We start from the raw sequence: 26,813 nt of genomic DNA, 5'->3' as shown, positions 1-26,813 counted from the left end.
AGCGTCTACCGGCGGATCCGATTCCCTGTTCTACTCACTCTTGCAAGGAGTTTCACATGCATACCAAGATTGCCGCCTCGATCGCCGCTGCCACCGTCGGCGCGTTCCTGCTGAGCGGCTGTAGTGACACCTCGACTGATTCGTCGATGGACGGGCAGTCGACGGAGACGATGTCGTCGAGTGCGTCGGCTGAGTTCAACGATGCCGACGTGATGTTCGCGCGGATGATGTACCCGCATCACGCACAGGCAGTCGAGATGGCAGAGATGGTGCAAGGCCGTAGCGACAACCCGGACGTGCAGGCGTTGGCGTCGGCGATCGCTGCCGCGCAACAACCCGAGATGGACCAGCTGACGAGCTGGCTGGCCGAGTGGGATCAGCCCGCACCCTCGGGGGACATGGGCACCATGGGCGGGATGGATCATGGCTCGGGCACGGGCATGATGACCCAGCAGGACATGGATATCTTGGCCGGCCTGACGGGTGCGGAGTTCGATCGGCAGTGGTTGACGATGATGATCGCTCACCACACCGGTGCGATCGAGATGGCGCAAGCCGAGATCGCGAACGGATCCAACCAGGACGCGCAGCAGATGGCCCGCACGATCGTCGACACGCAGCAGCAGGAAATCGACACCATGCAGCAACTGCTGGGCTGATCTGAAGTTCTGTCCAACGAAGGGCCGCATCCTCATTCACCTCGACGGGGATGCGGCCCTTCGCTGCGTGTCATCGACCGCGACGCGGCCGGCTATGCACCGGGCATTGCCCAGTCCGGGGAGTGTTCCGAGGAGAACGTGACCCGGTCGGCACGGTAGTTGTCGAAGGTGGTCTGAATCGGCCGATCTTCCGGGTCGAAGAAGGTCTGTTGTCGAGACAGCACCGCTGAGCCCGGGGTGATTCCCAGCAGACGGTTGGTGCGGGCATCGCCGATGCTCGATCCGACCGTCGTACTGATTTTCGCCACGGTGCTGCCGAAGAACTGCTCGACTACGTTCCGCATTTCGACGGATCCGGTATAGCTCGTGGCATTGAAGTGTGCGCGGAAGTACGCGGTCCGAACTCCGATGACCTCGGAACCGAGGGAGAAAGTGTTCTCGATCATGCGCACCCGGGCGTCGGTGGTCGCGAGGCGAACGCGCATCAGCGGGGTGCTCGGGACCATGCGTTGTTCGGTGATCTCGAGTTCGACCCGTTCCGACGAGCCGCCCAGGATGTCCACATTGGCCAGGTGCATCTGTACCCCGGTCCGCACCACGATGGTGCCGCTGCGGGGATGCCGTTCGACCACTCCCACCTCCGCGAGCTGGCGCAATGCCTCGCGCACCGCGTTGCGGGAGGCGTCGAACGCGTTGATCAGATGGTCCTCGACGAGCTTTTGGTCCTCGACGAACAACCCGGATCGGACAGAGGCCAACAGTAGGTCGTGCACTCGGCGTGAGAACGTCTGCCGGCCGCCGGCGGATCCACCGGTCGAGCGGGGATGCCCGGTTGCGGAGGGAGAAAGTTCGGTAGATGTCACCGGTGGTCCTTTCGGCAACTGTCGAAGTTCGAGTCGATGTCGAACTTTGGTTGTTCTCGAGCGTAGGCCCAGTGCCTGCTCCGCACCGTGCGGAGCAGGCACCTCACAGCGTCGGTGAAATGTGAAGTGTGCCGCTCGGGTCAGAATTCGAGCAGGTTCTCGCGCAGCGTCGAGTAGTCGTAGCCGTCTCGAATGAGTCCGCGCTTACGCAATGCAGGCGCGAGGCCGTCGGCGATCTCCGCGATGCTGATACGAGTGGTGGGGGAGTAGATCAGGAATCCGTCGCCGCCTACCTCGTCCATGATCTCTTCCATTTTCCCAGCCACGGTGTCGGGGCTGCCCACGAGTCCGAGGTCGGTGATCTGGAACGACGACCCGGCTATCTCGCGCAGTGTCTTCCCGGCACTGTCCTGGAACAGGTTCGCCAGCGATGATTGCTCGCCGTTCCCCTTCGACAGATCGATCTCCTCGACCGGTGTGTCGAGATCGAACGCACCGAAGTCGATGCGGCCGCCACTGGTGTACGTCATGTTCCACAGGTTGTACTCGACGGCCGGGTCGGTGTATCGGAACTGACGCAGGGCCTCCGCACGATCCTGGGCCTCGGCATCCGTCGCCGCGACGATCGGCGTGGCGAGGTAGAGAAGTTTGATGTCGGTGGGCTTGCGTCCGGCGAGCAACATCCGTCGGTGCATGTCGACGCGGTACGCCTTCATGTCTTCGACCGTTTTACACATGGCGAGCATCGTGTCGTCGAACCTGGCCGCGAGATCGCGCCCGGGAGGCGAACCGCCTGCCGACGCAATCGGGATCTCGCGCTGCGGACCGGGAATGGTGTTCAGCGGTCCGCGCGAACGAAAATACTTGCCCTCGAAATTGATCGGGTGGACCTTGGTGTGGTCGGCGTAGATGCCGTTCACGTCGTCACCGACGATGGCATCGCGATCCCACGTGTTCTGGAGTTGCCGCACCACGTCGATCCACTCCTGCGCCATGAGATAACGCTCGTCGTGATCGAAATGCTGGTCGTGACCGTAGTTCTGGGCGACCCGGTCCGTCACCGAGGTCACCACGTTCATACCCACTCGTCCCTCGGTGAGATGATCGAGCGTGTTGTACAGACGGGCAGCGAGGTACGGAGGGTACTGAATCGTCGAGACCGTGGGAATGACGCCGATATGCTTGGTCCGCTGAGTCATCAACGGCACCAAAGGCATCGGATCGTTCTTGGGGGCCATGAAACCGCGTCGGAGAGAGGTGTCCGCCGAGCCGGCGAAACTGTCTTCGACCATCGCGGTGTCCTCGATGAGTATGTAATCGAAGCCCGCCCGCTCGAGCGACGCGGCGAGATCGACGTAGATGTCCGGCTTCATCCAGTCGCGCATGTTGCTTCCGACGAAGGGGCCGTCGCCGCCCGCCGGGTTCCATGCTTGAATGCCGAAGCCGTTTCCGAGGAACCAACCGAGGTGAAACATGAGGTGTGCCTTTCGTTCGTGTGATCAGGAAAGTGCGGGGACAGTGCCCGCTGAATACGCGTGGACGAGTTCGTTGGTGTACGGGTGAGCTGGCTCAGCGAGAACCGTTGCAGTGGAACCGCACTCGACGATCTTCCCGGCCGACATGACTGCCAGAGTGTCGGTGATGAATGCAGTGGCCGGAAGGCCGTGGGAGATGAAGACGAGCCCGGCGCCGGTCTCACGGCAGTAGCGTTTGAGCAGGTTCAGCACCGAGCCTTGGACCGAGACGTCGAGAGCGCTGACCACCTCGTCGCAGATCAACATCTGCGGTGAGACGATCAGTGCCCGCGCGATCGCCATCCGTTGGCGTTGTCCACCCGACAACCGTGAGGCAGTCCGATCGGCCGTCTCGACAGGCAGTCCCATCTGCACCACGATGCGGTCGACGGCGGCGTCGGCGGCCTTGCGATCGAGTCCACCGAGAACTTGGGCCGGCACCCTCAGCGATTCTCGAATGGTGTGCCGTGGATCGAACGACGACGTTGTGTCCTGTGCGATGAGCTGTACGACTCTGCGGTACCGGGTGCGGCCACTGCGGCTTGCGAGCGCCTGTTTGAGATTCGATCCGTCCCAGGTGATCTCACCGCTCGTCGGCGTTTCCAAGCCTGCGAGCATCTTTCCCAGGGTGGACTTGCCGGAACCGGATTCACCGACGATTCCGAGGAGTTCACCCGGCTCGACGGTGAGCGAGACGTTCGAGACGGCGCTAGGTCCCCTCGCTGGACCGTACTTTTTGGTGACTGCGTCGACGACCAGCTGCGGCGCGCTCATGCGGCCGGCTCCCAATCCAACGTCGGAAGCTCTTCGAGCTCCGCACTGGCCAGCGTCGGAACGCACCGCACCAGTCCCTGGGTGTAAGGGTGTTGTGCCTTGGTGTCGAGATCGGCCGACGCGATCTGCTCGACGGCCACCCCGTGGTACATCACGACGGTGCGGTCGGAGAACTCCCTGCACAGCGCGATGTCATGGCTGATCATGAGCAGCGCGGCATCGTTCGACGAGGACAGCTCCACCAGTAACTGCATCGTCGAACGAGCCAGCGCGGCATCCAACGCGCTGGTGGGCTCGTCGGCGATCAGCAGTCGCGGTGATCCGGCCAGCGCGATGGCGATCATCGCGCGTTGCCGCATTCCTCCGGACAGTTCCCGCGGATGGGCCGCGAGAACTCGGGCCGTGTCGGTCAGACCGACGCGGCTGAGCCAGTGGCGGCTGCGCTCTCGGACCTCCTTGCGAGGTACTCCAGCGCCGCGCAACACCGCGGCGATCTGGCTGCCGATGGTGAACACGGGATCGAGAGATGTCATCGCATCCTGAAAGATCATCGACAAACCCGGTGTCCGCCTCGGAATCCGACGATGCTTCCGATCCAGCACCGAGTTGCCGGCGATCGCGAGCGTGGTTGCCGACACCTGCGTGGTTTCGTCGAGAAACCCGGCTACCGCGAGGCCCAACGTGGTCTTTCCCGAACCGGATTCACCGACTACCGCGATACGTTCCCCTGGGGCGATATCGAGGCTGACGTCGTCGACTGCCGCAGTTGATGATCCGCGGTAGCGGACGGTCACATTCCGTACGGACAGGGCAGGGGGCGCAACGGAATCGGTCGATTCAGTGGCGGCACGGTCGGATGCTTGGAGAATGCTCATGTCGATCGGTCACTCCATCTCGAGTTGCGAGTAGTCGATGGTGTTGTCCGTGCGGAACTTGTATCCGTTCACCGAGGCGCTGAAGGCATTCAATGGCTGCACCGAGTTCATCCAGACTGTCGGCACCTGGTCCTGGACGATGCGCTGCGCAGCGTTCCACTGTGCACCGGCTTCGGGGCTGAGCGGATCGCCGGCCTCGACACCGGCATCGACTGCGTCGTAGAACGCCTGGTTCTCCCAGTTCGGCCAGTTGATGGGCGAACCGGCGGTGTAGAACAGAAGCAGGCCGTACGGGGGCGACTGGACGACGGAATAATCGCGGCCCAGCGACGCCTGGAACGTCTTGGCGGCGAGGCCCTCGTTGTAGGCGGCGGACGGTAGCGCGTCGATGGTGATGTCGAAACCTGCTGCGGCGGCCGCTGTCTGGATCTGTGTGGCGGCTTCCATCAGGTCGGGAGTGCTGTTGTTGACCGTCAGGGTGAACGGAACCGGGCTGGTGATTCCGGCGCCGGCCAGGATCTCCTTGGAACGTACCGGGTCGTAGACGAACGGTGCGAGACCACTGCCGTCGTATCCGGGTGCGTTGGGGTTGAGCAGTCCGGCAACCTTGCCTGCTCGGCCGCGGTAGGTGTCGCCGATGATCTGGTCGTACGGAATGGCGAAGGTCATCGCGCGACGGACGTCGACGTTGTCGAACGGCGCCATCGTCGTCGTCATCGGCATGTACGTGAAGGCGTTGGTGTCGGTGTCGAACATCTGCACGTCCGGGTTGCCGGCCAGATCTGCCTGGTCGGCTGGGCGCAGTTGCGCTGCGATCTGTGCGTCCCCGTTTCGCAGAAGGTTGGCACGAGTGCCGGGATCGGCCACGACACGCTGGACGATGCGCTCCACCGCCGGTTTGCCGAGAACGTAGCCCTCGTTGGCGGTGTAGATCATTTCCTCGCCGGGCTTGATCGAGTCCAGCCGGTAGGCGCCGAAGCCCCAGTTGCCGTTGGTCGCCGACCACTGTGCCGCATAAGGGTCTGCGTCGGAGGCGTGCTCCTTCAAGACCGCGGAATCGTAGATGGCACCGCTGGTGCTCGACAACAGCGAGAGCAGGGTGAAGCCGTAACCGGGCTTGTCGACGGTGAACGTGACGGTAGCGTCGTCGAGCGCGGCGACCTGTGTCGCGGGATCGGTGATGATCGGAGCGTTGACGAACGGCGCGATCGAGGTGGGTACGGCGAATTTGCGCTCGTACGAGTACAAGACATCCTCGGCGGTCAGCGGATTGCCGGCCTGGCTGCGAGCGTCGGGGTCGAGGTGGAAGGTGTAGGTCAGCTGGTCGTCACTGACCTCGTAACTCTCCGCCAGCAGTCCCTCGAAGTCGTACAGATCCTGGTGATCGGCCAAACCGTCGGTGCCGGCCACGTAGGGGTTGCGGACGAGGGTTGCGTTCGAGTTCATGAAGTACTCGGCGTTCTCGTAACCGGTGCCGTTGACGTCCTGGGCGTAGGAGTTGGTCTGTGCGCCGGTGACGATGACGAGCTGATCCGCAGCAGAGCTGGAGCCTGCGGAACCACCGCAGGCCGTGAGAAGAGCGGCGGACGCGGTCGCGGCGGCGATGCCCGCGATCAGCCGTGAAGTGCGTCGGGTGGATCTCATGCGCTGGTGTGCCTTTCGGACGAAGTTGGGGGTCAGTCGGAGTGCGAGAAGAGCGCTTTGGTTGCTCCGGCGGCGGCAGCGACGGTGATACCGAGGGCGAGTGCAGGGAAGAGGGCGGACCACCAGCGGCCGACGGCTGCGTCGGTGGCTCCGCTGGCGAGCATCGAGCCCCATTCGGGAGTGGGAGGGGGTACGCCCACGCCCAGAAAGCCCAGCCCGGCGCAAAAGATGATTGCGATACCGAAGATGGCCGAGGTGTTCTCCAGGGCCGACGACGCGGAGTTGGGGAGCACGTGGCGGACCAGAATGCGCACCTCGTGCAGTCCGGACATCCGGGCTGCGTCGATGTAGGCCTCGGACCGCACGCGCAGTACCTCGGTGCGAACGAGCCTGGCCTGCATGGGAATCAGGATGATCGTGAGCGCGATGATCAACGTCGGAACGGTACGCCCGAAGAACGAGAGCAGTACGAGACCGGCCACCATGGCGGGAATGGCCTGCACCATGTCCACGGTGCGTGCGCTCGCCCGGGCCAACATTCCGCCTGGTCCGCGACGATGTTCGTTCATGCCGGCAAGAAGTCCGATGATCAGAGCGATCGTTGTGGCAGCCACGGTGACCACGAGGCCGACACCCACGTCGAGTCTGGTTGCGGACAGGACCCTCGAGAACACATCCATGCCGTTGGTGTCGGTGCCGAACCAGAACTGACCGCTGGGGCCGGTCGACGGAGCGCCGACGACGGTGGTGTCGTCATGGGGAGTCAACCACGGTCCGACGAGGGCGATCACGACGATCACCCCGAAGGGAACGGCGGCGTACCACCGTCTGAAGTGTGCAGATTTCGGTGTGTCGACAGTGGTGCTTGGTGCGACGCTCATGACAGGATCACGCGCCCTTCGAGTAGCTGGGACGACGGCGGATGTCAACGCTCATGGTGAGCAGATCCGCCACGAGAAACACCGTCAGTGACATCGCCGCAATGACGACCAGGAAGCCACGCAACGCGATGATGTCGGCGGAGTTGACCGCGTCGACCGCGTATTGCCCCATACCGCCCAACCCGAACAACGACTCGAGCACCACGGCCCCGCCGATCATGTAGCCGAACAGGGTGCCGAGCATGGCGATCATGGCCGGCATCGCGCGACGGTAAATCGAGTACACGACGGTGCGTTGGGGAGCACCCGAGGCGATCCGGAACCGGGTGGGGGCGGCGTCGATGGCGTCTGCCAAGCTGTTGACGAGTGTCTTCGTCAGAATCGCGGAATGGGCGACGATCATCACGAGGACCGGGAGAATCAAATGGGCGACGGCAGAACCGAACAGTGCCGGATCGCCACCGATGGCCGCATCGACCAACGGAAAACCCGTCACACGGGGAGGATCGGAGAATGCGAAGTCCAGCCGGCCGGACGGGGCAGGCGACCACTGCAACGTTGCGTAGAAGATGAACACAGCCGCTACACCCAGCACGAATTCCGGCAGAGCTCCGGCTGAACGGGCATATCCGACAATGATTTTGGAGATCCAGGTGCGGCGATAGACGACAGCGACGTACGAGATGACGAGCGAGCACACTGTTGCGCCGACGACGCCCAGCACGATGAGTTCCAGAGTCTGCGGTATGCGGACCGCGAAGTCCTCCGACAATGGGCGGCCCGTGGTGATCGACGTTCCGAAGTCCAGGTGCACCAGACCGGTCAGGAAGGTACAGAGCTGAGTGGGAATGCTTCGGTCGAAGCCGAGTTGCGTTCGCACGGCGGCATAGTCGGCGTCGGACAGCCTGCCCCCGGTCATGATGGTGATCGGATCCCCAGGTATCAGCAGCACGAGAAAGAACGCCGCAACGGCGAACAACACCAGTTGTACCGGCAACATGAGGACTCGCGTGAACCACCATCTCTGTGCCGCAACGCGATCACGCCACCCGGAGGCGGATGGCACTGGAGGTTCGTCGAGCTCCTGGACGTCGGTAGCGAGTGCGGTGGGCGGCATAGGGCGGCCTCCTTTCATGGGCGTTCGCCGATCCGGCGGATGAGAATGCAGCTTGTGAGGTACAGCGACCAGCTTCGTGGTCGACTGTTTCCATCTGCGTGCTCCGGGGTAAAGCGTCTTTTGCGCAAGCTGTCGGTCACGCGTCCACCCAGCTCGAGGTCCCGGAGCTTGTCATTGCGCCACTCGGACGGAATCCGATTGTGACTGGGCTCGCACAACGAACACTCGTGGAACCAGATCGAACCTCCGCCGAGCTTCCAGCAGCCGAAGGTTGGTCATTGATTGGTGCGGCCGACGATCGGGCGACGGGTGTAACGGCTGCCCACGCGTCCAGAACGTGCTTCGGTCGGCAGACGTGGTCGAGCGTCGACGACCGAGGCGAGTATCGTCGTATGCAGGTTCAAGAGTGACAGTCACGCGGTACCTGGCCGACTGTCCGGCAACCCCGTCTCCATCGACAGGGGTGCCCCAGGGGAAGAACCGGCTCGACCGACGACCGTCGGCGAGCAAGTCGATGAAGGTACCGAACCTCCGGGACGAGGTGAATCATGTCTGAACCATTCGGACTTGCTGAGGCACAGGCGAAGTGGAACCCGATCCCGCCGGAACGCAGACGACGGTGGTGCCGGACCCTGCTCGACTACCCGCCGGTCTGGTACGGGACCTTCGCGATGATCGCGACGAGGCAACACATCCTCGACGGCGGCTACACCAACATCGTCGCGTGGATCGATCTCGCCAAAAGAGCGGAAGCCGTTGGCTTCACCCCGGAGACGTGGCTGATCTTTCGCCAAAGCCTTCAGCGTGAGTACCTGATCGAGTACTTCCCGTTTCACCCGGCGAAACGGCTCGGCAACGGCGGGATCGAGTCCCTCGTCGTCGACCCGGAAGACTTCGCCGACTGGCCATGGATGTACGAGGCCGGATATCGAGCATCCGAGTCGACCGTCAGATCCCTCGCACGACCGGCCGACCTGTAGGTCACCGCGCTGCGGTGAAGCGGAACCGTTTCGATGGTCATTGCGTCTAACCTGTTGATCGACGTGATCGAGGGGGTCGGGTGCGTACACGAATAGCGACGCTGGTGGCTTTGTTGGCTTTGCTTGCCGGATGCAGTGGGGGTGTCGAAGGCAGTCCCGTCGCCGCTGAGCGCTGGGATCCGTGCAGCATCACCCCAGAAGCGGTGGACGCAACTGGGTTGGACAACTCCACCCGTCAGGAAGGATGGGGTCGCGGTATCGAGGTTCCGGACTGGGCGCGGTGCGTGTTCAGCGCTCCAGGGGGCGCGAATTCGCCTTACGGACTGAGCGTGATGTCATCGATTGAGCACACGCTCGACGAAGCCCGTGCCGACCCCTCTAACCGTGACGGCCGTGATCTAACAATCGGTGGTCGCGATGCCTACATGTACGTTACCGAGTTCGGTAATGCGCTCAGAGACTGCAAGATCGCTATCGATGTCCCGCCAGGCGTTGTGGTGTTCACTGCGCTGTATGAGATGGACGACGGCGTGGATGCCTGCGAAGTAGTGAAGAGGCACGTCAACGATCTGGAGTCTGCGGTTCCGGCCGCACCGAAGTAGGGGGCTCGATGAGTAATCCTGGAGAACCGGTCACCTATTGGAAGGCCCTGGCTGTTGCTGCAGACAACAATCAGTTGTATCTGAACGAGGAAGCTGCCCACGCCTGCTACGAAGCGTGCGACAAGTACATCGCAAAGTTGAAGGTGCATCAGAAAACTGCGAGGGATCTTCGGAACGTTACCGGCTGGGGTGACTTCAATATGGGACTTCACTTGCAGAAGGTTTTCGCCGACAAAGCCGATGGCGGCGAGAACAACATGGTCGACGTGTTGCAGAGTCATATCGACGTCGTCGAGGAAATGAGGGTTGTCTTCAACAAGTTCTTCACTTCGACAAATGACGTGGACGAGGCAAACGCCGGCGGCATTCAAGTCGACGGGCCTAGGTAGCGGGAGGTGGTGGCGAGGCGCGGCGACTACCCTGCCCCCGCGTCTGCTGTTCTGCGTTCCCGCACACCTTCCAGTTCCTCGCACAGGATGCAACATGTGCGAGAAGCTGCAACGTGTGCGAGGGACGATCTGTCTCGAGTGTTCGGCCACCCGTCTTCATCGACAGGGTTGCCTGGGGGAAGAACCGGTTCGTATAACAGTCGCTGGCGAGCAGATCGGGGAGGTGGAACACCTGTTTGATCGGTCGGTCGTCGCGGTGCGTGGAGTCGAACTGGAACCGTTTCGATGGACGTTGCGTCTAACCTGTTGATCGACGTGATCGAGGGGGTCGGGTGCGTACACGAATAGCGACGCTGGTGGCTTTGTTGGCTTTGCTTGCCGGATGCAGTGGGGGTGTCGAGGGCAGTCCCGTGGCTGCTGAACGTTGGGATCCGTGCAGCATCACGCCGGAAGCAATCGCCGCAACGGGCTTGGATCCGGAATATCGCGATGAGGGGTGGGGCAAGGGGATCGAAATTCCGGATTGGGGTCGATGTGTGTTCCACGCGCCAGGCGGTACCGCCTATCCCTACGGTCTGGACGTCACATCGAGTGAGAAGTTCACGATCGCAGACGCACGCGCTCGCGACGGCAACCTGAGCGTGCGCGAACTCCAGGTGGGCGGACGAGACGCGCACATGTATAAAACGGAGACGGGCAAGTCAGTTCGCGACTGCAGCATTGCGCTGGAGGTGTCCACTGGCGTCGTGGTTTTCACGGTGGTCTATCACACGGTGGACGGAGTGGATTCTTGCCAGGTCGTATTGAGGCACGTGAACGATCTGGAATCTGCAATTCCTGCCGGGCCTAAGTAGGGGGAGATATGGGTAATCCGCGCGAAATTTCGACGTACTGGCAGGCGCTAGCTGTAGCTGCTGACAACGATCAGCTCTATTTGAATGCGGAAGCGGCCCAGGCCTGCGCTGTGGCTTGTGACCAGTACATCCTGAGGTTGAGGCATCATCAAGAGACTGCCACGGCGCTTGCTCGGGTCAGCGGCTGGGGTGACTTCGACATGGGCCTTCAACTGCAGGACATCTTCGCCAAAAAGGCTGTAGGCGGCGAGAACAACATGGTCGACGTTTTGCAGAGTCATATCGACGTCGTCGAGGAGATGAAGGTTGTCTTCAACAAGTTCTTCACTTCGACAAATGACGTGGACGAGGCAAACGCCGGCGGCATTCAAGCCGAGGGTCCTAGGTAGCGGCAGACGGCACGGAAACGCGGCGTTGATCGTGCCTACGTCTGCTGGTCTGCTGGTCTCAGTTCTCGCACATCTTTCAGCTCCGCGCACAGGATGCAACGTGTGCGAGAACCTACAACGTGTGCGAGAGACGGTCGGCCCTACATCTGTCCGATCGGGGGTTGGCAGCAGCACTGTATGGCGTCCGCGACCGATCACCGGTGCCCTTGTCGCGGGGTTTCACCCCAGATCGAGAACGACCGCCCGGTCCTTGTCACGAGCGAAAGCGATTGTGCGGCAGCGTGGCATGTGAGCCGGTAGATTCACCGAATGCGACCTCTGCGGTACTCCATCAACGTCTCGCTCGACGGATGCGTCGACCACAACTTTGCACGCCCGTCCGAGGATTTGCACCTGCACGCGGCGCAGAGCATCGCTCGTGCTGATGCATTGCTGTTCGGGAGGACGACGTACGAAATGATGGAATCGGCGTGGAGACGACCCTCACCCGACATGCCGGAGTGGACAGCGCCGTTTGCGCAGAGCATCAGCGAAAGCAGAAAGTACGTCGTCGCGAGCACGCTGACGTCGGTGGACTGGAACGCTGAGATAGTCGACGGTGACATCGAGGAAACCGTCCGGCGACTCAAGAACGAGCCGGGCAACGGCATTTTCACCGGCGGGGTGCAACTGCCACTCGCACTCGCCGACATGGGACTGATCGACGAATACGAGTTCGTCGTTCACCCTGTTGTGGTCGGTCGAGGGCCGACCCTGTTCGCCGGGCTGGCGGAGCGCGTCGAACTCGAGCTCGTCGGGCGGGAGGAGTTCAGTCACGGCGTCGTCGCGTCGCGGTATGTCCCAGCCGATCAGCCTCTGTCGAGGTAGAACTCCGCAATTTCGGTTGCCACCGCCGCGGCTGCGCGAGCGAGATCGAAATCGACACTCACGGCAGTCGAGGCACTCAATGCGTCGGCGAGCGGGGCTCCGCGCAGGTCACGCGACTGCACTAGCTCCCACGCATACTCCATCACCCGAACCGACGCCGCGAAGTCCAGACCCGGCACGTTCGCTCGAAGGGCGGTGGCGGCCCAGTCCGCGTCGAACGTCCCGCGGGGTGGCCCGAACACTCGCTCGCCCGACGAATAACTCTGAGGTTCCATACCCACCGATGGTATCCGTCGGACAGTGGAACCGATTCACAACTCGTTGCGTCTGAATCTGTAGGACCGGTTTTCACACCGGAGCAGGGGAGGACGTTTTCGTGAAAATTCCGTCAGATTATCCACCGGTGTTGTATGTGCCGTGCGCAGAACAAGTTTCGGACCCGTCGGATGCACGTGTGTTGATCAACGACACGCGCGACGGCAGGTCTGCGCTTCTGGTCTACTCGGCACTCGATCGTTTGCACACGTGCATGGGCAGGGACCAGCCGTGGATCGTGGTTCCGATCACCTTTCTGCCTGCGATCGAAGAAGTCGCCCACTTCGATCTGGTGCTGCTCGACGTCGTCGTGCCGGATAAGGCGCGCGCATCATGAGCATCGTCGTCGATCACGAGGAAATTCGTCTTCAGGCGGGGTACGTGAGGGACGCTGCGACGAGAGTCGACGAGATCGCACCGTCGATTCCCGGTGCCGTCGACGGCGGTGTGGGCACCGCCGCGATACTCGGTATTCTGAGCAACTTCGTTGCCTCCGCCGGTGAGCTGGTCTCGGGACTAGCAGGCCTGGACGTGACTCTGAACGAGTGCGCCACCCGGTACGCCGAGCAGGACATCGTCGCAGCCGACGAAATCAACGTCGCGGCATGGGCGGAATAGAACATGAGCATAGACACCCACATCGACGGTGACCCGGAGTCCGTCCGCCAAATATCGCGATGGCTGCGTGACCAGCTAGCGCCCGTCCTGGACGATGCGGCAGACAAGGTGTTCGCCGCGCGCAACCGAATCGACGGCGCCTGGGACGGCCCTGCCTCCGACGCGGCGATGCCGAAGCTGACTCGAGCCGCCGAAGGCGCGGAGAAGATCGCTGTGGCGGCTCGTGATTACGCCCAGCAGATCGACAATTTTGCGGCCGGCCTGCAGAAGGCACAGTCCATGATGGCTGATGCGCGCCGCAATGCCGCAGTAGCCGGCCTGACGATCAGCAGCGGCGCGATCGACGATCCGCTGTCAGGGGACCTGTCGGCTGCGTACGGTCAGGCGACCAGAGCGGCTGAGGAGTCTCGCTCGGTCGAGCGTGAAGCAGCAGAAGCGCTCGTTGGAGTCTGGACCAACCCCTACGTCGATTGGTTCTTTCTGGCAACCGAAGTGGTCGACGCGGCCGCGATGTCTGTCGTCGACGTCCAGACGTGGGCGATGAACGGTAAGTCGGCCTGGCTGACGGCGGAATCGCGGCGGTACATCGATCTCGCTATGAACGCCCAGGAGGGTACGCCGGCTTCGGTGATCTATCGGGACATCGATTACGCGAACACTACTGCCGCGAGGGCTGTCGATGTTGCCGAAGCTGCAGAGGATCTGGGGACGAAGGCCGGCCGCGTATCGTCCCGTTTGGGAAGTGGGCTGGCTGTCGCTGGAGTTGCGTGGGACATCTACAACGGCAAACCCGCGGACCAGGCCATCGTGTCCGCCGGCGCGAGCTTCGGCGCCTCGGTTGCGGCAGGCGCGGCTATCGGAACTCTCATTCCAGCGCCGGTGATCGGCACGCTCGCAGGTGCGGCTGTCGGAGCCGTTGCCGGGATCTACACCTCCGGTGCAGTGGATACCCTGTACGCCGAGGGGTTCGGTAGCGCAGGCGACGCCGTCGTCGACGGATGGGATGCGCTGTACGACACCGGCGCGTCCATCGGCGAACTCGCAACAGGAGCGTGGGATGTCTTCTTCTGATTTCCAGACAGAGTCGATTCTGGGAACCAAGCCCAAGCCGAGGCTTATCGCGCAAAGCGCTTGCGGTGCGGTGTTCGCAGTATTGATGATCTACACGGCTGCCCAGGTTATTCCGGACGGCCGGCTGCGGGAGGGCGGCATGGCGTTGTCCTTCGGGTTCTTCGCGGTGATGATTACAACCTTTCCGTGGTTCAACGAGCCGTCGACCAAGTCCGGTTCCGCAGTGTTGGCGAGGGTCAAGAACTCCACTGTCCGGTACGAGCTGCGCGGTTGGCTCTGCTTGAACATCCTTTTCGGATCGATGGTCATTGCCATGAGTTTTTGGATTTGGTTTCTCGCCCCTCCACTACTGACGTTCTATTTCTCGGTCGCATTCCGCTCGGTGCGAAATGGTTGGGTCGAGCTCGACGAGAAAGGGATTCGTCACAGGGGGTGGTCGTTCGAGTCCGAACTGAAGTGGGACTCGGTCTGGACTACGCAGATGCCGGTGCGCGTCTTCCGCAACGCCTTCATGCGCCTGTTCCCCCGCTGCGCCGTGGTGTACCGTGTCGTGTCGATATTGCCCAAAATCGACCGTAACCGACGCAGAGACTTTCGTTCCTGCGACCTCGACGGTTCACGGATCACTGCGTGGATATGGCGTATCGAAAAGAGGTCGAAGCTGTCGATCGATCTCGACACCCGTCGTTTCGACGTTCATCCAGAGGTGTTGCAGGCCTGGATAATGTTCTATGCGCACAACCCCAAGATGCGGTTCGAGCTCGGGACCGATGCTGCGGCGCAGCGACTGGCGTCCATAACGCCGTGACCAGTGGGCCTAGCACACCACGAGCGCGACGAGTGTCCGAGTCCTGAGGTACCTTGCGACGATGAGGTGGAACCCGTTCGATAGACGGTCGGCAGACATTCGGGCCATCGACGACACCTTGGTCGGTCTCGACGCCAAGGCTGCCGCGAAACAACCTGACCTTGTGCGCGAGGCACTGAAAGCATGGCGTGGATCGGCGGTGGCGGATCCAAGTTCCACGCGACGGGAGAAAGTTCGCAAGATCGTCGATCGAGATCGCGGTGTCGATCACCTCGGGGCCGAGCACGCTGAGTTGCTTGCTCTCCGGTCGGCCACCCGCGGCAAGGTAGTCCACGCGGTGGTCGTTCTCGCAGCCGAGATTTCGTCGTTGAGCGCGTGGACTTCGCTGGACACCGCCCACCGCATCGTCCGCATCGACTTGGTCTCGGAGGTGACTTCTGTCGCTTGGAGCGCAGGCAAGCTCGAAGCCGCATTCGTGCGGCTCGGCCCCAAACCGACAAACCACCTTGCCGACGACGCCGAAGTGCAGAAGATCTACCAAGAGCGCATAGACGCTTTGGCGGATCGTCAGCGAACACTGATCACCCGACTCACGGCGTTACGGTCCTATCTCGACGGGCTCGTCGAAATCGACCGAGAACTTCAGAAAGTCCGCTGGATCGAGAACCACGGCACCCCCGACGACAGCGAATACGAAACCCGCGAAGGCGATGAGCTGGGCTCGCTACACCTCAACGCCGCTCGGGACATGTTCGACGAGACCACCGACCGCATCGGCGCCCAACTCCGCGACGCCGTCGAGCAATTGGATCGCCGGGCCTGACGTCCGTCATGTCCGGCTCGACGAAGCGTTTGCCTGCTGTGTCGTCTAGGGAGCGCCGAATCCGTAGGTGAAGCTGCCAGTGGACCAGTTCATGGTGGAGTTGTACTTGTAACCGCTCATCGTGCCGTCACCGTTGTCCTTGTTTGCAGCGAAACACTCGAAAACTGTTGTGGTCTCGGTCAAGTCATCAGTCGACCCACCGCCGACGGGTGAACACTTGACTTTGATGATCGGCCCGTCGACTATTCCCTTCTCCACGTGACCTTCAGCCATCGTCTTGACGCTGGTCTCGATTTCGGAGACCGACAGAATCCTGGACAGCCGTTCAGCGTCGTCCTTCTTCTCCTTCTCGGCGGCCTCGGCGGCAAGTCGGTCGGATTCGAGCTGGGCAGCCGCCTGCGCGGCTGCCTCGACGGCCTGTTGCTCCTCGCGTGCATTGGAGTCCGCCACGAGCTTGGTCGTGGTTCCGCCGATGACGAGGACTGCCAAGACCGCGGCGGCAACGATCACAGCTTTCTTAGTTGGGCGCCATCGCGGCTGCGACGTTCCGGTGTTGTGCGTCGACGCAGGGTCGGGTAGATCCAACCACGCCGTTCCGTTCCAATATCGCTGTCCGCCATCGGGCGTCGGATACCAGCCAGGTTGTGCCGCTTGCGAGTCGTTGTTCATCGGGGTTCCATTCTCGGCGATTCAGCATCGTCGACAAGATGGGTGGTTCGACGAACTGAGGGGGTTTTGAGTGTCACGTCCGACTGCTGTCGAAGCGTATGAGTTGAACTCGGGCCCATGAGCCCGGTCGTTAAGCAGCGCCAGCTCAACCCTGGAACGGGTAGGGCTGACTGGGCTGAGGGGCGGGGTACTGGCCCGGCTGGAACGGCTGGGTGGGGAAGTGCCCGTGCGTGCCGAACTGGTGGCCGTTGAGGTAGGCCTGGTTCTGGGCGTTCGCGCTGTCGATCAGACGCTGCTGTTCCTGACGCGCGGCGAGCTTCTTCGCTTCCTGATTCCGGTAGACCTTGATGCCGATCCACACCGCAGCCACGATAATCAGAATCCACGGATTGGCACCGATGAAACCGATGCCGAACAGCACCAGAATCGCCGTCAGAATCGGATGGCGACGAGGCCAGGACCGCTGCGGAACGACGTAGCCGACGTGAGTGGTCTGGTGGATGTTGATGGTGCCGTAGTTGGGGCTGTTGTGGAACTGATTGTTCATGGGTTTCTCTTCTCGAGAGGCAGGGTGGGTCAAGTGCTGTGCACTGTGCCAGACGGGTACGACACAGTTGGTCGGTTTTGCTGTCAGGTCCGTTACAGCTGTCGGACGAAGTGGAACCGATCGAGGAAGCTGTGCGTCTAATCTGGTAGCCGTACTCGACGGAGGGGGACCGTGTGCGCAGATGGATTGTGGCCGTGATCGCGGCGTCTGCCCTGCTTGGGGGGTGTGCGAGGGAGGTCTCGCCGCAGGCGACGGCCGAGCCGACCCGATGGGATCCGTGCAGTATCACCCCCGAACAGATCGGGGCAACCGGCTTGGATCCGGACTTCCGGAAGGTGGGTTGGGGTCGGGACATCGTCGTGCCGGACTGGGATATTTGCCGGTTCCGGCCCGTCGGTGTCGACGTGCCTTACTACTTCGTTGTGAAATCGTCGCTGAACCGCACTGTCGAGGAGGCTCGCAACGACTCGGGGAATCTCGCGGGACTCGATACCGAATTGGACGGACGAGATGCATACCAGTTCGAGACCGACGTCGCGCGTTCGATCATCGACTGCAATCTGGCTGTCGATCTACCGTCGGGAATAGTCGTCTTTTCGGTTGATTATCGGCACGTAGGCGATGGTGTGGATCCCTGCCTGATACTGCGCCGTCACGTCGATGATCTGAAAGTTGCGCTACCGAGCGCTTAGCGAACAGGACCAAGAATTAGCAATTACGGTGAGTCTCTCACGTACTGGCAGTCTCTCGCGGTGGCCGCCGACGCTGGTGACCTTTACCTGAACCAGGAGGCGGCGCGGGCATGCAGTGCCTCCTGTGATGAGTACATCAAGAAACTATCGGACCATCAGAACGCAGCCAAACAACTCGGCGATGTCACCGGCTGGGGTGATTTCGATATGGGCAAACAGATCGCGCAGGTGTTTTCGCAGAAGGCTGTTGGAGGGGAGAACAATATGGTCGATGTCCTCGAGGGCCATATCGAGGTCGTCCGGCAGATGCAGGCGGTGTTCAAGAAGTTTTTCACCGACACCGTTGCTCGGGACGAGGAGACTGCGTCCAGTTTCGAGGGTCCGCGGTAACTGCGGACCCTCGAAACTCAGTCGACGCCTTCGTTCGCCTGCGCCCGCGACCAGCTTCGAGCGAAAGTGGTGTTCAGTCAGTCAGACTGACCGAACGGCCCGTTCGCTCCGGAGAAAGTGCGGTGAAAAGGTTCAGCCCAGTTCGATGACGTTCAAAGCGCCGTCGGCGTGGGAGCTTCGCAGACGCTTCTTGTCGTACTTGCCGACGCTGGTCTTGGGAACTTCGTCGATGAAGGTCCAGCGTTCGGGCAACTGCCAGTGAGCGACTCGGCCGTCGAGGAAACTACGCAACTCCTCGGCCGCGACTTTTTCGCCGTCGCGCACCACGACGGCGACCAGAGGACGCTCGTCCCACTTCTGGTCGGGAACTCCGATGACCGCGGCCTCGCGCACGGCCGGATGCTCCATGACGTGGTTCTCCAGTTCCACCGACGAGATCCATTCTCCACCGGACTTGATGATGTCCTTCGATCTGTCCGTCAGCGTCAGGTAACCGCCGGGGGAGATGGTGCCGACATCGCCGGTCCGGAGCCAGCCGTCGTCGAACTTGTCATGCGCGTCGTTGCGGTAGTAACTGCCGGTGATCCACGGCCCCCGCACCTCCAGTTCGCCTACCTGCTTGCCGTCCCAGGGCAGTTCCTTTCCGCTGTCGTCGACGAGGCGAGCGCGAACCGCAGCGATGAAACGCCCCTGCGTGCAACGGAGATCGAATTCTTCCTCCGCCGACAGTCCGACGTCGGGTCGTCCCGAGGTGCCGACGGGCGAGGTCTCCGTCATGCCCCACGCCTGCGTGATGTGTATCCCGTACTTCTCGTGGAAGGCGCGCATCAGCGAAGGCGGGCAGGCACTTCCGCCGACGAGGACATCTCGCAGGCTCGACAGGTCGGCCGGATGCTCGTCGAGATGAACAAGCAGTGCCTGCCAGATCGTCGGGACGGCAGCAGCAGCCGTGGGACGCAACGTCGACATCATCTCGGCAAGGGGAGCAGGCTGCAAAAACCTGTCCGGCATGATCAACGACGTCCCGACCATCAACGCGGCGTACGGCAACCCCCACGACATGGCGTGGAACATCGGCACGATCGCCAGCACCTTGTCGGACTGAGCGAGGCCCATCGCGTCGGACATGCACGCCTGCATGGAATGCAGCCAGATGGAACGGTGCGAGTACACCACGCCCTTCGGATCACCGGTGGTTCCGGACGTGTAACACATTGCCGCAGCCGATCGTTCGTCGAGCTCCGGCCAGTCGAACTCCTCCGGGCGGCCTTCGAGAAGGGCCTCGTAGGCGAGCACTTCGATCCCGTCGGGCGCGTCGACATCAGCGGGATCGACGTCGACGACGACGAGGTGACGCACCGTCGGCATCGTCGGAAGCAAAGGCGTCAGGAGCGGCAGGAGGCTGGCGTCGGCGATGATCACCTGGTCCTCGGCGTGGTTCACGATGTAGGTGAGCTGCTCGGGGAAGAGACGAATGTTCAGCGTGTGCAGCACCGCGCCCATCGCGGGAACGGCCATGTACGCCTCCATGTGAGGCGCGTTGTTCCACATGAACGTGGCGACCCTCTGGTCGTCGTCGATCCCGATCGACCGGAGCCCATGAGCGAGCTGCGCCGCCCGCTTGCCCAGATGCTCGAACGTGACGGTCGACGGACCGTGCTCGCTCCAGGTCGTGACCTCCGCTGCCGGGTGAATCGACGTCCCGAACCGAACGAGCTGGCCGATCGACAACGGGGTGTCCTGCATGGTGCTCTTCATGAACGTTCCACTCCCAATCATTCCGTGCGCTGTGTGCTGCGCGTCACACTTGCACAATACGGACTACCGCCGAGTGCGCCCGCAGAATCGGCAGGGACTCGAGCCGGCAGCAACGAACCGATCAGCGCGTACGTTGGCATCCATGACCGCTTCGTTCCTCGCGCTCGGTGACCAGCCGTTCGTCTCGCTCACCACGTTCCGTAGATCCGGCGAGCCGGTCTCGACGCCGGTGTGGATCGGCCGCGACGGGGACGAACTGATCGTGCTCACCCCGACCGACAGCGGCAAGGTCAAACGAATCAGGAACTCGGGACGCGTCGAACTCCGCCCCTGCAACCGGCGAGGAAAGGTGCCCGACGACGCCGTCACGCACGCTGGTACCGCGCGCATCGTCACCGACGAGCCCGCGCGCCGTGCAACCGAGTTGATTCGACAGAAGTACGGCGTCGAATTTCGGATCGTGATGCTGATCGAGCGGGTGGTCGCGCGCGGACGCAAGCCCCGGGTGATTCTTGCCATCGACGGCGGGTGAATTCTCACCGAACTCGTCGCGCACGGGACTGGTTTCGAGACACCATCTCCTGCATGACGATCTTCGATACCGACGTCCTGGTGGTGGGAGCGGGCCCAGTCGGGCTGGTTCTCGCCGTCGACCTCGCTCGCCGCGGCACACGAGTGCGCGTCATCGACCGCCGCACCGAACCCACCGATGAATCCCGCGCCGTCGTCGTACATTCTCGAAGCCTGGAAATGATGGATGCACTGGGCGTCGTCGACGACATCGTGGCATCGGGACGCACGACAGTGGGAGTGCATTTCCACGCCGACGGAAAGTTGTTGGCGCAGATTCCGCTGGACACCGTCGACAGCGCCTACCCGTTCACGGTGACCACGGCACAGACGGAAACCGAAGCCGTCCTGACGAGGCGGCTGCTCGACTTGGGGGTCGAGATCCAAAGAGGGGAAGAGCTGACCGACTTCGTCCAGGACGACGACGGGGTGCGGGCAACTGTCGGAGGCGACACCGTGACGTGCCGATACCTCGTGGGATGCGACGGGGCGTCGAGCACCGTTCGTCATCACCTCGGTCTGAAGCTGCAAGGCTCGTTCGTGGGCGAGCGCTTCCTGATGGGCGACGTCGACGCCACCTACCCGTTCGACACGAGCGCGATGCACATCTTCGCGTCCGCCGGGTCGGGCCCGGCGATGCTGTTTCCGATGGTCGGCGACCGCGTCCGCGTCATCGCAGCAATCGACGCATCCGAATCCGGGCGGGCGCCGTCGTTGGATTGGTTGCAGCGCCTGTGCACTCAGCGAGGGCTCGGCGTGCACCTGCGCTCGCCCCGGTGGCTGACGACGTTCGAGATCCATCACGCGCAGGTGCCGAGGTACCGGACCGGCCGGGTCTTCCTCGCCGGCGACGCCGCCCACGTGCACAGTCCCGCGGGCGGGCAGGGCATGAACACCGGGATGCAGGACGCATTCAACCTCGGCTGGAAACTCGCAGCAGCGACGAGAGGGAACGCGTCGGAACTGCTTCTCGACAGCTACCACGACGAGCGGCATCCCGTCGCTGCACACGTCATCGCCGAGACGACGACCTTGACCACCGCGGCCACCGTCGAATCCAAAGTCGTTCGGACCGTGCGCAACAAGGCGCTGCGCATCGTGGCGGGAACCAAGTTCGCACAGCACCGGATCGCCGACGAGATGGAGGAATTCACCGTCGCCTACCACGGCAGCCCGATCGTCCGGCAAGGCGTGCACGGACATGTGGCACCTGGCGACGCGGCGCCGTCGGTCGCCGGAACCGAGTTGTGGCACAGCCTCGCTCGGGCACATCGGGAGCATCCGAACGACCATCTGCTGGTCGCCGGCACCCACTCAATGTCGGTGCCCGGAACGACTCCCGTCGTCGTCGACGATCCCGAGCGCAAGATCGCGCAGCGGTACGGGCTCAAAACACCCGACGGTGTCGTTCTCGTGCGGCCCGACGGCTACGTCGGCGCCATCTCGCCTCTCGGCGACCGTGCGCCGATCGACGCCGCGCTGGCCCTGCTCTGAACAGCGGACGACTGCCTCAGAGATCCCTCAATCTCGGCCGGTACGGTGACGCCCGGTAGCGTCGGGCGGAGATCGGGAGTTCGTTGAGAAAGAAGTTGTGGCGAGTGTCGGTCGGCCTCGTCGTCGGCGTGCTCGCCGCTGTCCTCGCGTCGGCGGCATGGGTGGCGACCGTGTCCTTCGGGCGGGTGCACGACGCCGCCGACGCACCCGCCGCCCCGGTGGTCATCGTCCTCGGATCACAGGTGCGCGACGGCAAGCCGATGAAGTACCTGGAAGGCCGGCTCGACGCCGCTGTGTCGCTGTTCGAGTCCGGTCGAGCCCGCGCGGTTCTGGTCTCCGGTGATGCGAACGGTCGGTCCGGCAACGAAATCGCTGCCATGACCGAATATCTCGTCGACGCCGGAATCCCGTCCGACAGGATTGTCGGCGACGACTACGGCCTCGACACCTACGACACTTGCTGGCGCGCCGCGACGACCTTCGGGGTCGAGAAGGCACTCGTCGTCAGTCAAGGCTTGCACGTGTCCAGAGCTGTCGCGCTGTGCCGGGACGCAGGCATCGACGTCGACGGGGTGGACGCAGAATGCGAATGCAACCGACTCGCGGTGCTACGGAACTTCGGTCGCGAGTGGCTCGCACGGCCCAAAGCCGTGCTGGACCTACTGTCCGGACGCGAGCCTGCCGTCGTGAGCCCCGCCACCGACGAATTGACGGTCACGACGCGTTGACGACAAAATCTCCCCGCGCCCGAGAGTGATGGTGACATCCGCGCGATCCGCATCGTCGGCGTCGTGAGTGGCCATGACCACCACGGCGCCGCGGGCCGCCTCGTCGTCGACGACGCTGTTGATGATCTCGCGGGCCTCCGCGTCGAGACCCGTCGTCGGCTCGTCCAGAAGAACCAGATCTCCATGCTCGACGAGCGCCTGCGCCAGCAGCGCCCGCTGACGCTGCCCCCCGGACAACTCCGCCAACCGTCGCGACCGGAGATCGGTCAGTTTCAATCGATCGATGGCCTCGTCGACGGCACGGCGATCCGCAGCACTGGCCCGACCGAGGATTCCGCGACGTGGCCACGTCCCCATCGCAACGACCTCGCCGACGGTGACAGCCATCCGATCGTTGACGTCACTGCGCTGCGGAACGTAACTGATACGTCGGTGTCGAATGTCGACCGCACCCGACGCGGGCTCGACGATGCCTGCAAGAGATTGCAACACGGTCGATTTGCCGGAACCGTTGTGACCGACGAGAGCGGTGACGGTGCCCGGCTCGAACGACGCACTGACGTCGTGGAGGGCAACGGTGTTGCCGTACCGGACGGTCAGGGATCGAACAGACACGGATTCGCTCACGACAACCATTATCGCATAGGGTTCCAGGCCGTGGACTGGCTACTCGACCCCTTCGCTGTCTCGTTCGTACAGCGCGCCCTCTGGGCAGGCATGCTTGTATCGATACTGTGCGCGCTCGTCGGAACATGGGTCGTGTTGCGCGGCATGGCATTCCTGAGCGATGCCGTCTCGCACGGAATGCTGCCCGGCGTCGCGATCGCGTACCTCCTCAGCGCGAACCTGCTCATCGGAGCGGCAGTGAGTGCCGTCGTCATGATCGGCGGCGTCGCCTGGGTATCCCGCAACTCCCGACTGTCCGAGGACACCGGAATCGGACTGCTCTTCGTCGGCATGCTCGCACTCGGCGTAGTGATCGTCTCCCGCGCGAGATCCTTCGCCGTCGACCTGACATCCTTCCTCTTCGGCGACGTCCTCTCCGCCACCTACGCGGACCTGGTGTTCCTCGTCATCGCAGCCGCCGTCGCACTCGTCGTCTCCGTCGTCGCCTACCGCCCCTTCGTCGCCATGGTCTTCGACGAACGCAAAGCCCACACCTTCGGATTTCGGCCCCGCCTCGCACACGTCGTACTCCTGGCCCTGGTCGTCCTGGCCGTCGTCGCATCCTTCCGAATCGTCGGAACACTCCTCGTCTTCGGCCTACTCGTCGCACCCTCCGCCACGGCCTACCTCTTCGGGCGATCCATCGTGCAGTCGATGATCATCGCCACCCTCCTCGGCTGGTCCGCCACCATCACCGGACTCCTCGTCTCCTGGCACGCCAACACCGCCGCCGGCGCCACCATCGCCGGCCTGGCCGTACTCCAATTCTTCCTCGTCGCCATGGGCAAATCCGCACTCTCGCGCACCCGTCCCTCGGAAATCCCGAACGTGTCCGAGGGCGCACTTTCGCGGACCGAATGAACCGTTCGGTCACTCAGAGTGACTGAACGCCACGTTCGCTCCGAGCGGAGTGGTGGGTGCGGACGAACGGGGGCGCACTTTCCCGGACCGAATGAACCGTTCGATCACTCAGAGTGGCTGAACGCCACGTTCGCTCGGACCGGGGGGCAAACGGGGCGCTATGGGGTCTGCTTGGGGAATGGTTTAACATAAACGACAATCGTTATCATTTCTGCTCCGAGGAGTTCTGTGTTCGCCCGTAAAACCGTTCTGACCATTGGCATTGTTGCTCTGACTGCTGCGGGGTGCGGTAGCAGCGATGATGCCGCACCTGTTGTGGAGGAAACCGGCACTGCTCGGGCGGGTAGTGACCTGGCTGCGGAGGCGGGGGCGACCGAGGTCGAGGGTCCGGAGCCTCGGCTCGTTGTCGCCGACGCCGACTCCGGGCGCATCGAGGTTCTCGATCTCGCCACCGAGGAGTCCGTTCACACGTTCGATGTCGGAAACGCGTCGAGCATCACGACCATCAACGGTCGCTATGCCGTCGCGACCGATGACGAGCAAGCGCATCTGCTCGATCCCGGCTCGTGGACCATCGACCACGGCGACCACACGCATTCGTACGTCAAGGATCCCGTCGACATCGGCTCGCTCGACGGCGCCGAGCCCGCGCATGTCATCGCCGGTGACCGGAAGGTGTCGGTGTTCTTCGACGGCGCCGGGCGTGCGGATGTCGTCGACTTCGATTCGTTGAGCAAGGCCGAGTCGACGGTTGCGACGACGATCGAGTCCAACGCTCATCACGGCATCGCGGTTCCGCTGTCCGATCACTTCGTGGTCTCCACCGGTGGGACGGAGGAGGACCTGCCGACGGGTCTCGAATTGCGTGACAGCTCGGGTGACGTCGTTCGTCCGCTGGACGCGGCGTGCCCGGAGATGCACGGCGAAGCGGTGTTCTCCAACTACTTCGTCGTCGCCTGCGAGGACGGCGTGCTGAAGGTGGATGCATCGGCGGACTTCGCGACGACGAAGTTCCCGTACCCGACGCCCGACGCTCGGGCATGGTCGTTCGCTCACGGTTCGCGGGGCGCACTCGTTGCCGCACCGACGGAGACCGGGGTGCTCGTACTCGACACGAGGTCGGGGGAGTGGGTGCAGGCCAGGACCGCCGACGAGGCGCTGTCGGCGGGAGTGTCCAGCGATGGCAAGACCGTGTTCTCCGTGCAGGCGGACGGTACGTTCCGTGTGTTCGACGCGGTGACCGGCGCCGAAACGTCGTCGACGCCCGTTGTTCGACCGACGACCGACGACGGTGACGCGCCCGAACTTCAGGTCGGCGGCACCCGCGCCTACGTCTCTGATCCCGTGGCCAGGACAGTCACCGAAATCGACTACCGCGACGGCGGTCGCGTCGCGCGAACCTTCGACTTCGACTTCACGCCCGCATCGATCGGTGTGATCGGCGCATGAAAAAGCTTCTGCTGGCGGTCCTCCCGGCCGCGCTGATTCTGGCGGGCTGCTCGGGTGCGGACTCGTCGGGCACACCGACGATCGTGGTGACCACCAACATTCTGGGCGACATCACCTCCAGCATCGTCGGAGACCAGGCCGATGTGCTGGTGCTCATGCCGCCCAACTCGGATCCGCATTCGTTCGAGATCTCCGCAGCGGAGGCTGCGCGGGTGGAATCGGCGGATCTGCTGATCGCCAACGGGCTCGGGCTGGAGGAAGGCGTCGCCAAGACGATCGACGCAGCACGGGCGAACGGCACCGACATTCTCGAGGTCGGCCCCGGCGTCGACCCCATCGACTACGTCTCCGGGCAGTCGTCGGGCGCCGCGGATCCCCACATCTGGACGGATCCGGAGCGTATGCGCACGGCTGTCGGGCTGATCAAGGATGCGGTGACCGAGTCGCTGGACGGTGTGGACGTCGAGGCTGCCGCACAGGACTACGACGCCCAGCTCGTCGAGTTGGACGGGCGCATGCAGGAGCGGTTCGCGCCGATCGTCAATCGTAAGTTGGTGACGAACCACCACGTGTTCGGTTACCTCGCAGACCGTTACGACTTCGAGGTCATCGGTGCAGTCATCCCGAGTGGCACGACGCTCGCATCTCCGAGTGCGTCCGACCTGTCGGATCTCGCGGGCACCGTGCGCGACGCGGGCGTGCCCACCATCTTCGTCGATTCGTCCCAGCCCGACAGGCTGGCGCAGGTCATGGCGTCGGAAGCAGGAGTCGACGTCGACGTCGTGAAGCTGTTCACCGAGTCGCTGGGGGACGAGAACTCGGATGCACCGACGTATCTCGACATGATGGACTTCAACTCGACCGCCATCGCTGCGGGACTGCGCTGACCCACACCTGCGTGTGCGTGCCACGGTGCGCACACGCAGGTGAAAGTGCTTGTCACACA

General features: G+C 63.0%; 32 protein-coding genes and 1 riboswitch. Of the genes, 20 read left to right on the top strand and 12 right to left on the bottom strand.

The genetic code is table 11. The features are described from left to right. Positions 1-56: 56 nt before the first annotated feature. Positions 57-659, top strand: coding sequence for a DUF305 domain-containing protein (locus CH290_RS16405; protein WP_033187861.1), 603 nt, complete (start codon positions 57-59; stop codon positions 657-659). 92 nt (positions 660-751) lie between these two features. On the opposite strand, the gene CH290_RS16400 is transcribed toward CH290_RS16405, so the two are convergent. From CH290_RS16400 to CH290_RS16370, 7 genes are all read right to left on the bottom strand, one after another. Then, positions 752-1,522: a GntR family transcriptional regulator gene (locus CH290_RS16400; protein WP_033187860.1), complete on the bottom strand. Its 771-nt coding sequence runs from the start codon at positions 1,520-1,522 to the stop codon at positions 752-754. 140 nt (positions 1,523-1,662) lie between these two features. Continuing rightward, on the bottom strand, positions 1,663-2,997 hold the full coding sequence (locus tag CH290_RS16395) for an NtaA/DmoA family FMN-dependent monooxygenase (RefSeq protein WP_019666764.1): 1,335 nt from the start codon (positions 2,995-2,997) through the stop codon (positions 1,663-1,665). A 24-nt stretch (positions 2,998-3,021) separates the two neighbouring features. Then, complete coding sequence (locus CH290_RS16390) at positions 3,022-3,810, bottom strand: ABC transporter ATP-binding protein (protein WP_033187859.1); 789 nt, start codon at positions 3,808-3,810, stop codon at positions 3,022-3,024. Then, positions 3,807-4,685 carry an ABC transporter ATP-binding protein gene (locus CH290_RS16385; RefSeq protein WP_019666762.1) on the bottom strand — a complete coding sequence of 293 codons (879 nt, stop codon included), beginning with the start codon at positions 4,683-4,685 and terminating at the stop codon, positions 3,807-3,809. Before CH290_RS16385 ends, CH290_RS16390 begins: the two co-directional genes overlap by 4 nt. Positions 4,686-4,694: 9 nt before the next feature. Further along, entirely contained in the window at positions 4,695-6,329 is a 1,635-nt protein-coding gene (locus tag CH290_RS16380; RefSeq protein ID WP_033187858.1) for an ABC transporter substrate-binding protein, read from the bottom strand. Positions 6,330-6,361: 32 nt separating this feature from the next. Then, entirely contained in the window at positions 6,362-7,210 is an 849-nt protein-coding gene (locus CH290_RS16375; protein WP_033187857.1) for an ABC transporter permease, read from the bottom strand. A 7-nt stretch (positions 7,211-7,217) separates the two neighbouring features. Next, positions 7,218-8,327, bottom strand: coding sequence for an ABC transporter permease (locus CH290_RS16370; RefSeq protein WP_033187856.1), 1,110 nt, complete (start codon positions 8,325-8,327; stop codon positions 7,218-7,220). 398 nt (positions 8,328-8,725) lie between these two features. Next, positions 8,726-8,846: riboswitch (SAM riboswitch) on the top strand. A gap of 29 nt (positions 8,847-8,875) precedes the next feature. Between CH290_RS16370 and CH290_RS16365 the strand changes: the two genes are divergently transcribed. From CH290_RS16365 to CH290_RS16340, 6 genes are all read left to right on the top strand, one after another. After that, a complete protein-coding gene (locus CH290_RS16365; RefSeq protein ID WP_033187854.1) occupies positions 8,876-9,307 on the top strand; it encodes a hypothetical protein in 432 nt (143 codons plus the stop codon). Between the two features lie 80 nt (positions 9,308-9,387). Beyond that, positions 9,388-9,909, top strand: a complete 522-nt coding sequence (locus CH290_RS16360) for a DUF3558 family protein (RefSeq protein WP_230620830.1) — start codon at positions 9,388-9,390, stop codon at positions 9,907-9,909. Between the two features lie 8 nt (positions 9,910-9,917). Continuing rightward, positions 9,918-10,298 (top strand): hypothetical protein, encoded by a 381-nt coding sequence (locus CH290_RS16355; protein ID WP_033187853.1) that lies wholly within the window; start codon positions 9,918-9,920, stop codon positions 10,296-10,298. Between the two features lie 332 nt (positions 10,299-10,630). Then, a complete protein-coding gene (locus CH290_RS16350) occupies positions 10,631-11,152 on the top strand; it encodes a DUF3558 family protein (RefSeq protein WP_249277811.1) in 522 nt (173 codons plus the stop codon). Between the two features lie 8 nt (positions 11,153-11,160). Next, positions 11,161-11,541: a hypothetical protein gene (locus tag CH290_RS16345; RefSeq protein WP_033187852.1), complete on the top strand. Its 381-nt coding sequence runs from the start codon at positions 11,161-11,163 to the stop codon at positions 11,539-11,541. 309 nt (positions 11,542-11,850) lie between these two features. Next, positions 11,851-12,408 (top strand): dihydrofolate reductase family protein, encoded by a 558-nt coding sequence (locus tag CH290_RS16340; RefSeq protein WP_033187851.1) that lies wholly within the window; start codon positions 11,851-11,853, stop codon positions 12,406-12,408. Here CH290_RS16340 and CH290_RS16335 read toward each other — a convergent pair. Then, the gene (locus tag CH290_RS16335) at positions 12,390-12,683 is read right to left on the bottom strand and encodes a hypothetical protein (protein WP_033187850.1); all 294 of its coding nucleotides are present in this window, start codon (positions 12,681-12,683) and stop codon (positions 12,390-12,392) included. The genes CH290_RS16340 and CH290_RS16335 overlap by 19 nt on opposite strands. A gap of 101 nt (positions 12,684-12,784) precedes the next feature. Here CH290_RS16335 and CH290_RS16330 point away from each other — a divergent pair, with 101 nt between their 5' ends. The 5 genes from CH290_RS16330 (at position 12,785) to CH290_RS16310 (ending at position 16,043) form a co-directional block, all read left to right on the top strand. Next, positions 12,785-13,060: an SAV_915 family protein gene (locus CH290_RS16330; protein WP_230620828.1), complete on the top strand. Its 276-nt coding sequence runs from the start codon at positions 12,785-12,787 to the stop codon at positions 13,058-13,060. Then, entirely contained in the window at positions 13,057-13,341 is a 285-nt protein-coding gene (locus tag CH290_RS16325) for a hypothetical protein (RefSeq protein ID WP_033187849.1), read from the top strand. The genes CH290_RS16330 and CH290_RS16325 overlap by 4 nt, the downstream gene beginning before the upstream one ends. A gap of 3 nt (positions 13,342-13,344) precedes the next feature. Next, positions 13,345-14,412 carry a hypothetical protein gene (locus CH290_RS16320; protein ID WP_033187848.1) on the top strand — a complete coding sequence of 356 codons (1,068 nt, stop codon included), beginning with the start codon at positions 13,345-13,347 and terminating at the stop codon, positions 14,410-14,412. Next, the gene (locus CH290_RS16315; RefSeq protein ID WP_052082941.1) at positions 14,399-15,220 is read left to right on the top strand and encodes a hypothetical protein; all 822 of its coding nucleotides are present in this window, start codon (positions 14,399-14,401) and stop codon (positions 15,218-15,220) included. The genes CH290_RS16320 and CH290_RS16315 overlap by 14 nt, the downstream gene beginning before the upstream one ends. Positions 15,221-15,281: 61 nt before the next feature. After that, positions 15,282-16,043 (top strand): hypothetical protein, encoded by a 762-nt coding sequence (locus tag CH290_RS16310; RefSeq protein WP_033187847.1) that lies wholly within the window; start codon positions 15,282-15,284, stop codon positions 16,041-16,043. 45 nt (positions 16,044-16,088) lie between these two features. On the opposite strand, the gene CH290_RS16305 is transcribed toward CH290_RS16310, so the two are convergent. Then, complete coding sequence (locus CH290_RS16305; protein WP_033187846.1) at positions 16,089-16,712, bottom strand: DUF2510 domain-containing protein; 624 nt, start codon at positions 16,710-16,712, stop codon at positions 16,089-16,091. A 145-nt stretch (positions 16,713-16,857) separates the two neighbouring features. Then, positions 16,858-17,259, bottom strand: coding sequence for a hypothetical protein (locus CH290_RS16300; RefSeq protein ID WP_033187845.1), 402 nt, complete (start codon positions 17,257-17,259; stop codon positions 16,858-16,860). 173 nt (positions 17,260-17,432) lie between these two features. Between CH290_RS16300 and CH290_RS16295 the strand changes: the two genes are divergently transcribed. Further along, positions 17,433-17,951, top strand: coding sequence for a DUF3558 family protein (locus CH290_RS16295; RefSeq protein WP_230620827.1), 519 nt, complete (start codon positions 17,433-17,435; stop codon positions 17,949-17,951). 60 nt (positions 17,952-18,011) lie between these two features. After that, positions 18,012-18,341, top strand: coding sequence for a hypothetical protein (locus tag CH290_RS16290; RefSeq protein WP_230620826.1), 330 nt, complete (start codon positions 18,012-18,014; stop codon positions 18,339-18,341). A 132-nt stretch (positions 18,342-18,473) separates the two neighbouring features. Here the strand turns inward: CH290_RS16290 and CH290_RS16285 are convergent, their stop codons facing one another. Further along, positions 18,474-20,099, bottom strand: coding sequence for a long-chain fatty acid--CoA ligase (locus tag CH290_RS16285; RefSeq protein ID WP_033187843.1), 1,626 nt, complete (start codon positions 20,097-20,099; stop codon positions 18,474-18,476). Between the two features lie 142 nt (positions 20,100-20,241). Between CH290_RS16285 and CH290_RS16280 the strand changes: the two genes are divergently transcribed. From CH290_RS16280 to CH290_RS16270, 3 genes are all read left to right on the top strand, one after another. Continuing rightward, positions 20,242-20,631, top strand: coding sequence for a PPOX class F420-dependent oxidoreductase (locus CH290_RS16280; protein WP_033187997.1), 390 nt, complete (start codon positions 20,242-20,244; stop codon positions 20,629-20,631). 53 nt (positions 20,632-20,684) lie between these two features. After that, positions 20,685-22,163: an FAD-dependent oxidoreductase gene (locus tag CH290_RS16275; protein WP_230620825.1), complete on the top strand. Its 1,479-nt coding sequence runs from the start codon at positions 20,685-20,687 to the stop codon at positions 22,161-22,163. Between the two features lie 104 nt (positions 22,164-22,267). Further along, on the top strand, positions 22,268-22,891 hold the full coding sequence (locus CH290_RS16270; RefSeq protein WP_019666733.1) for a SanA/YdcF family protein: 624 nt from the start codon (positions 22,268-22,270) through the stop codon (positions 22,889-22,891). Here CH290_RS16270 and aztA read toward each other — a convergent pair. Then, positions 22,823-23,527, bottom strand: a complete 705-nt coding sequence (aztA, locus tag CH290_RS16265; protein ID WP_020112978.1) for a zinc ABC transporter ATP-binding protein AztA — start codon at positions 23,525-23,527, stop codon at positions 22,823-22,825. The genes CH290_RS16270 and aztA overlap by 69 nt on opposite strands. A gap of 21 nt (positions 23,528-23,548) precedes the next feature. Between aztA and aztB the strand changes: the two genes are divergently transcribed. The 3 genes from aztB (at position 23,549) to aztC (ending at position 26,754) form a co-directional block, all read left to right on the top strand. Then, positions 23,549-24,418: a zinc ABC transporter permease AztB gene (gene aztB, locus CH290_RS16260; protein ID WP_020112979.1), complete on the top strand. Its 870-nt coding sequence runs from the start codon at positions 23,549-23,551 to the stop codon at positions 24,416-24,418. A gap of 228 nt (positions 24,419-24,646) precedes the next feature. Next, the gene (locus CH290_RS16255) at positions 24,647-25,867 is read left to right on the top strand and encodes a PQQ-binding-like beta-propeller repeat protein (protein WP_230620824.1); all 1,221 of its coding nucleotides are present in this window, start codon (positions 24,647-24,649) and stop codon (positions 25,865-25,867) included. Further along, positions 25,864-26,754, top strand: a complete 891-nt coding sequence (gene aztC / locus CH290_RS16250) for a zinc ABC transporter substrate-binding protein AztC (protein ID WP_020112981.1) — start codon at positions 25,864-25,866, stop codon at positions 26,752-26,754. The genes CH290_RS16255 and aztC overlap by 4 nt, the downstream gene beginning before the upstream one ends. Positions 26,755-26,813: the final 59 nt, after the last annotated feature.

It is taken from the genome of Rhodococcus sp. 06-156-4 (assembly GCF_002259345.1).
In the GTDB taxonomy this organism is placed as follows: domain Bacteria; phylum Actinomycetota; class Actinomycetes; order Mycobacteriales; family Mycobacteriaceae; genus Rhodococcoides; species Rhodococcoides fascians_E.
Note: the sequence above shows the minus strand (reverse complement) of the source record. Positions and strands in the feature narration are given on the sequence as shown.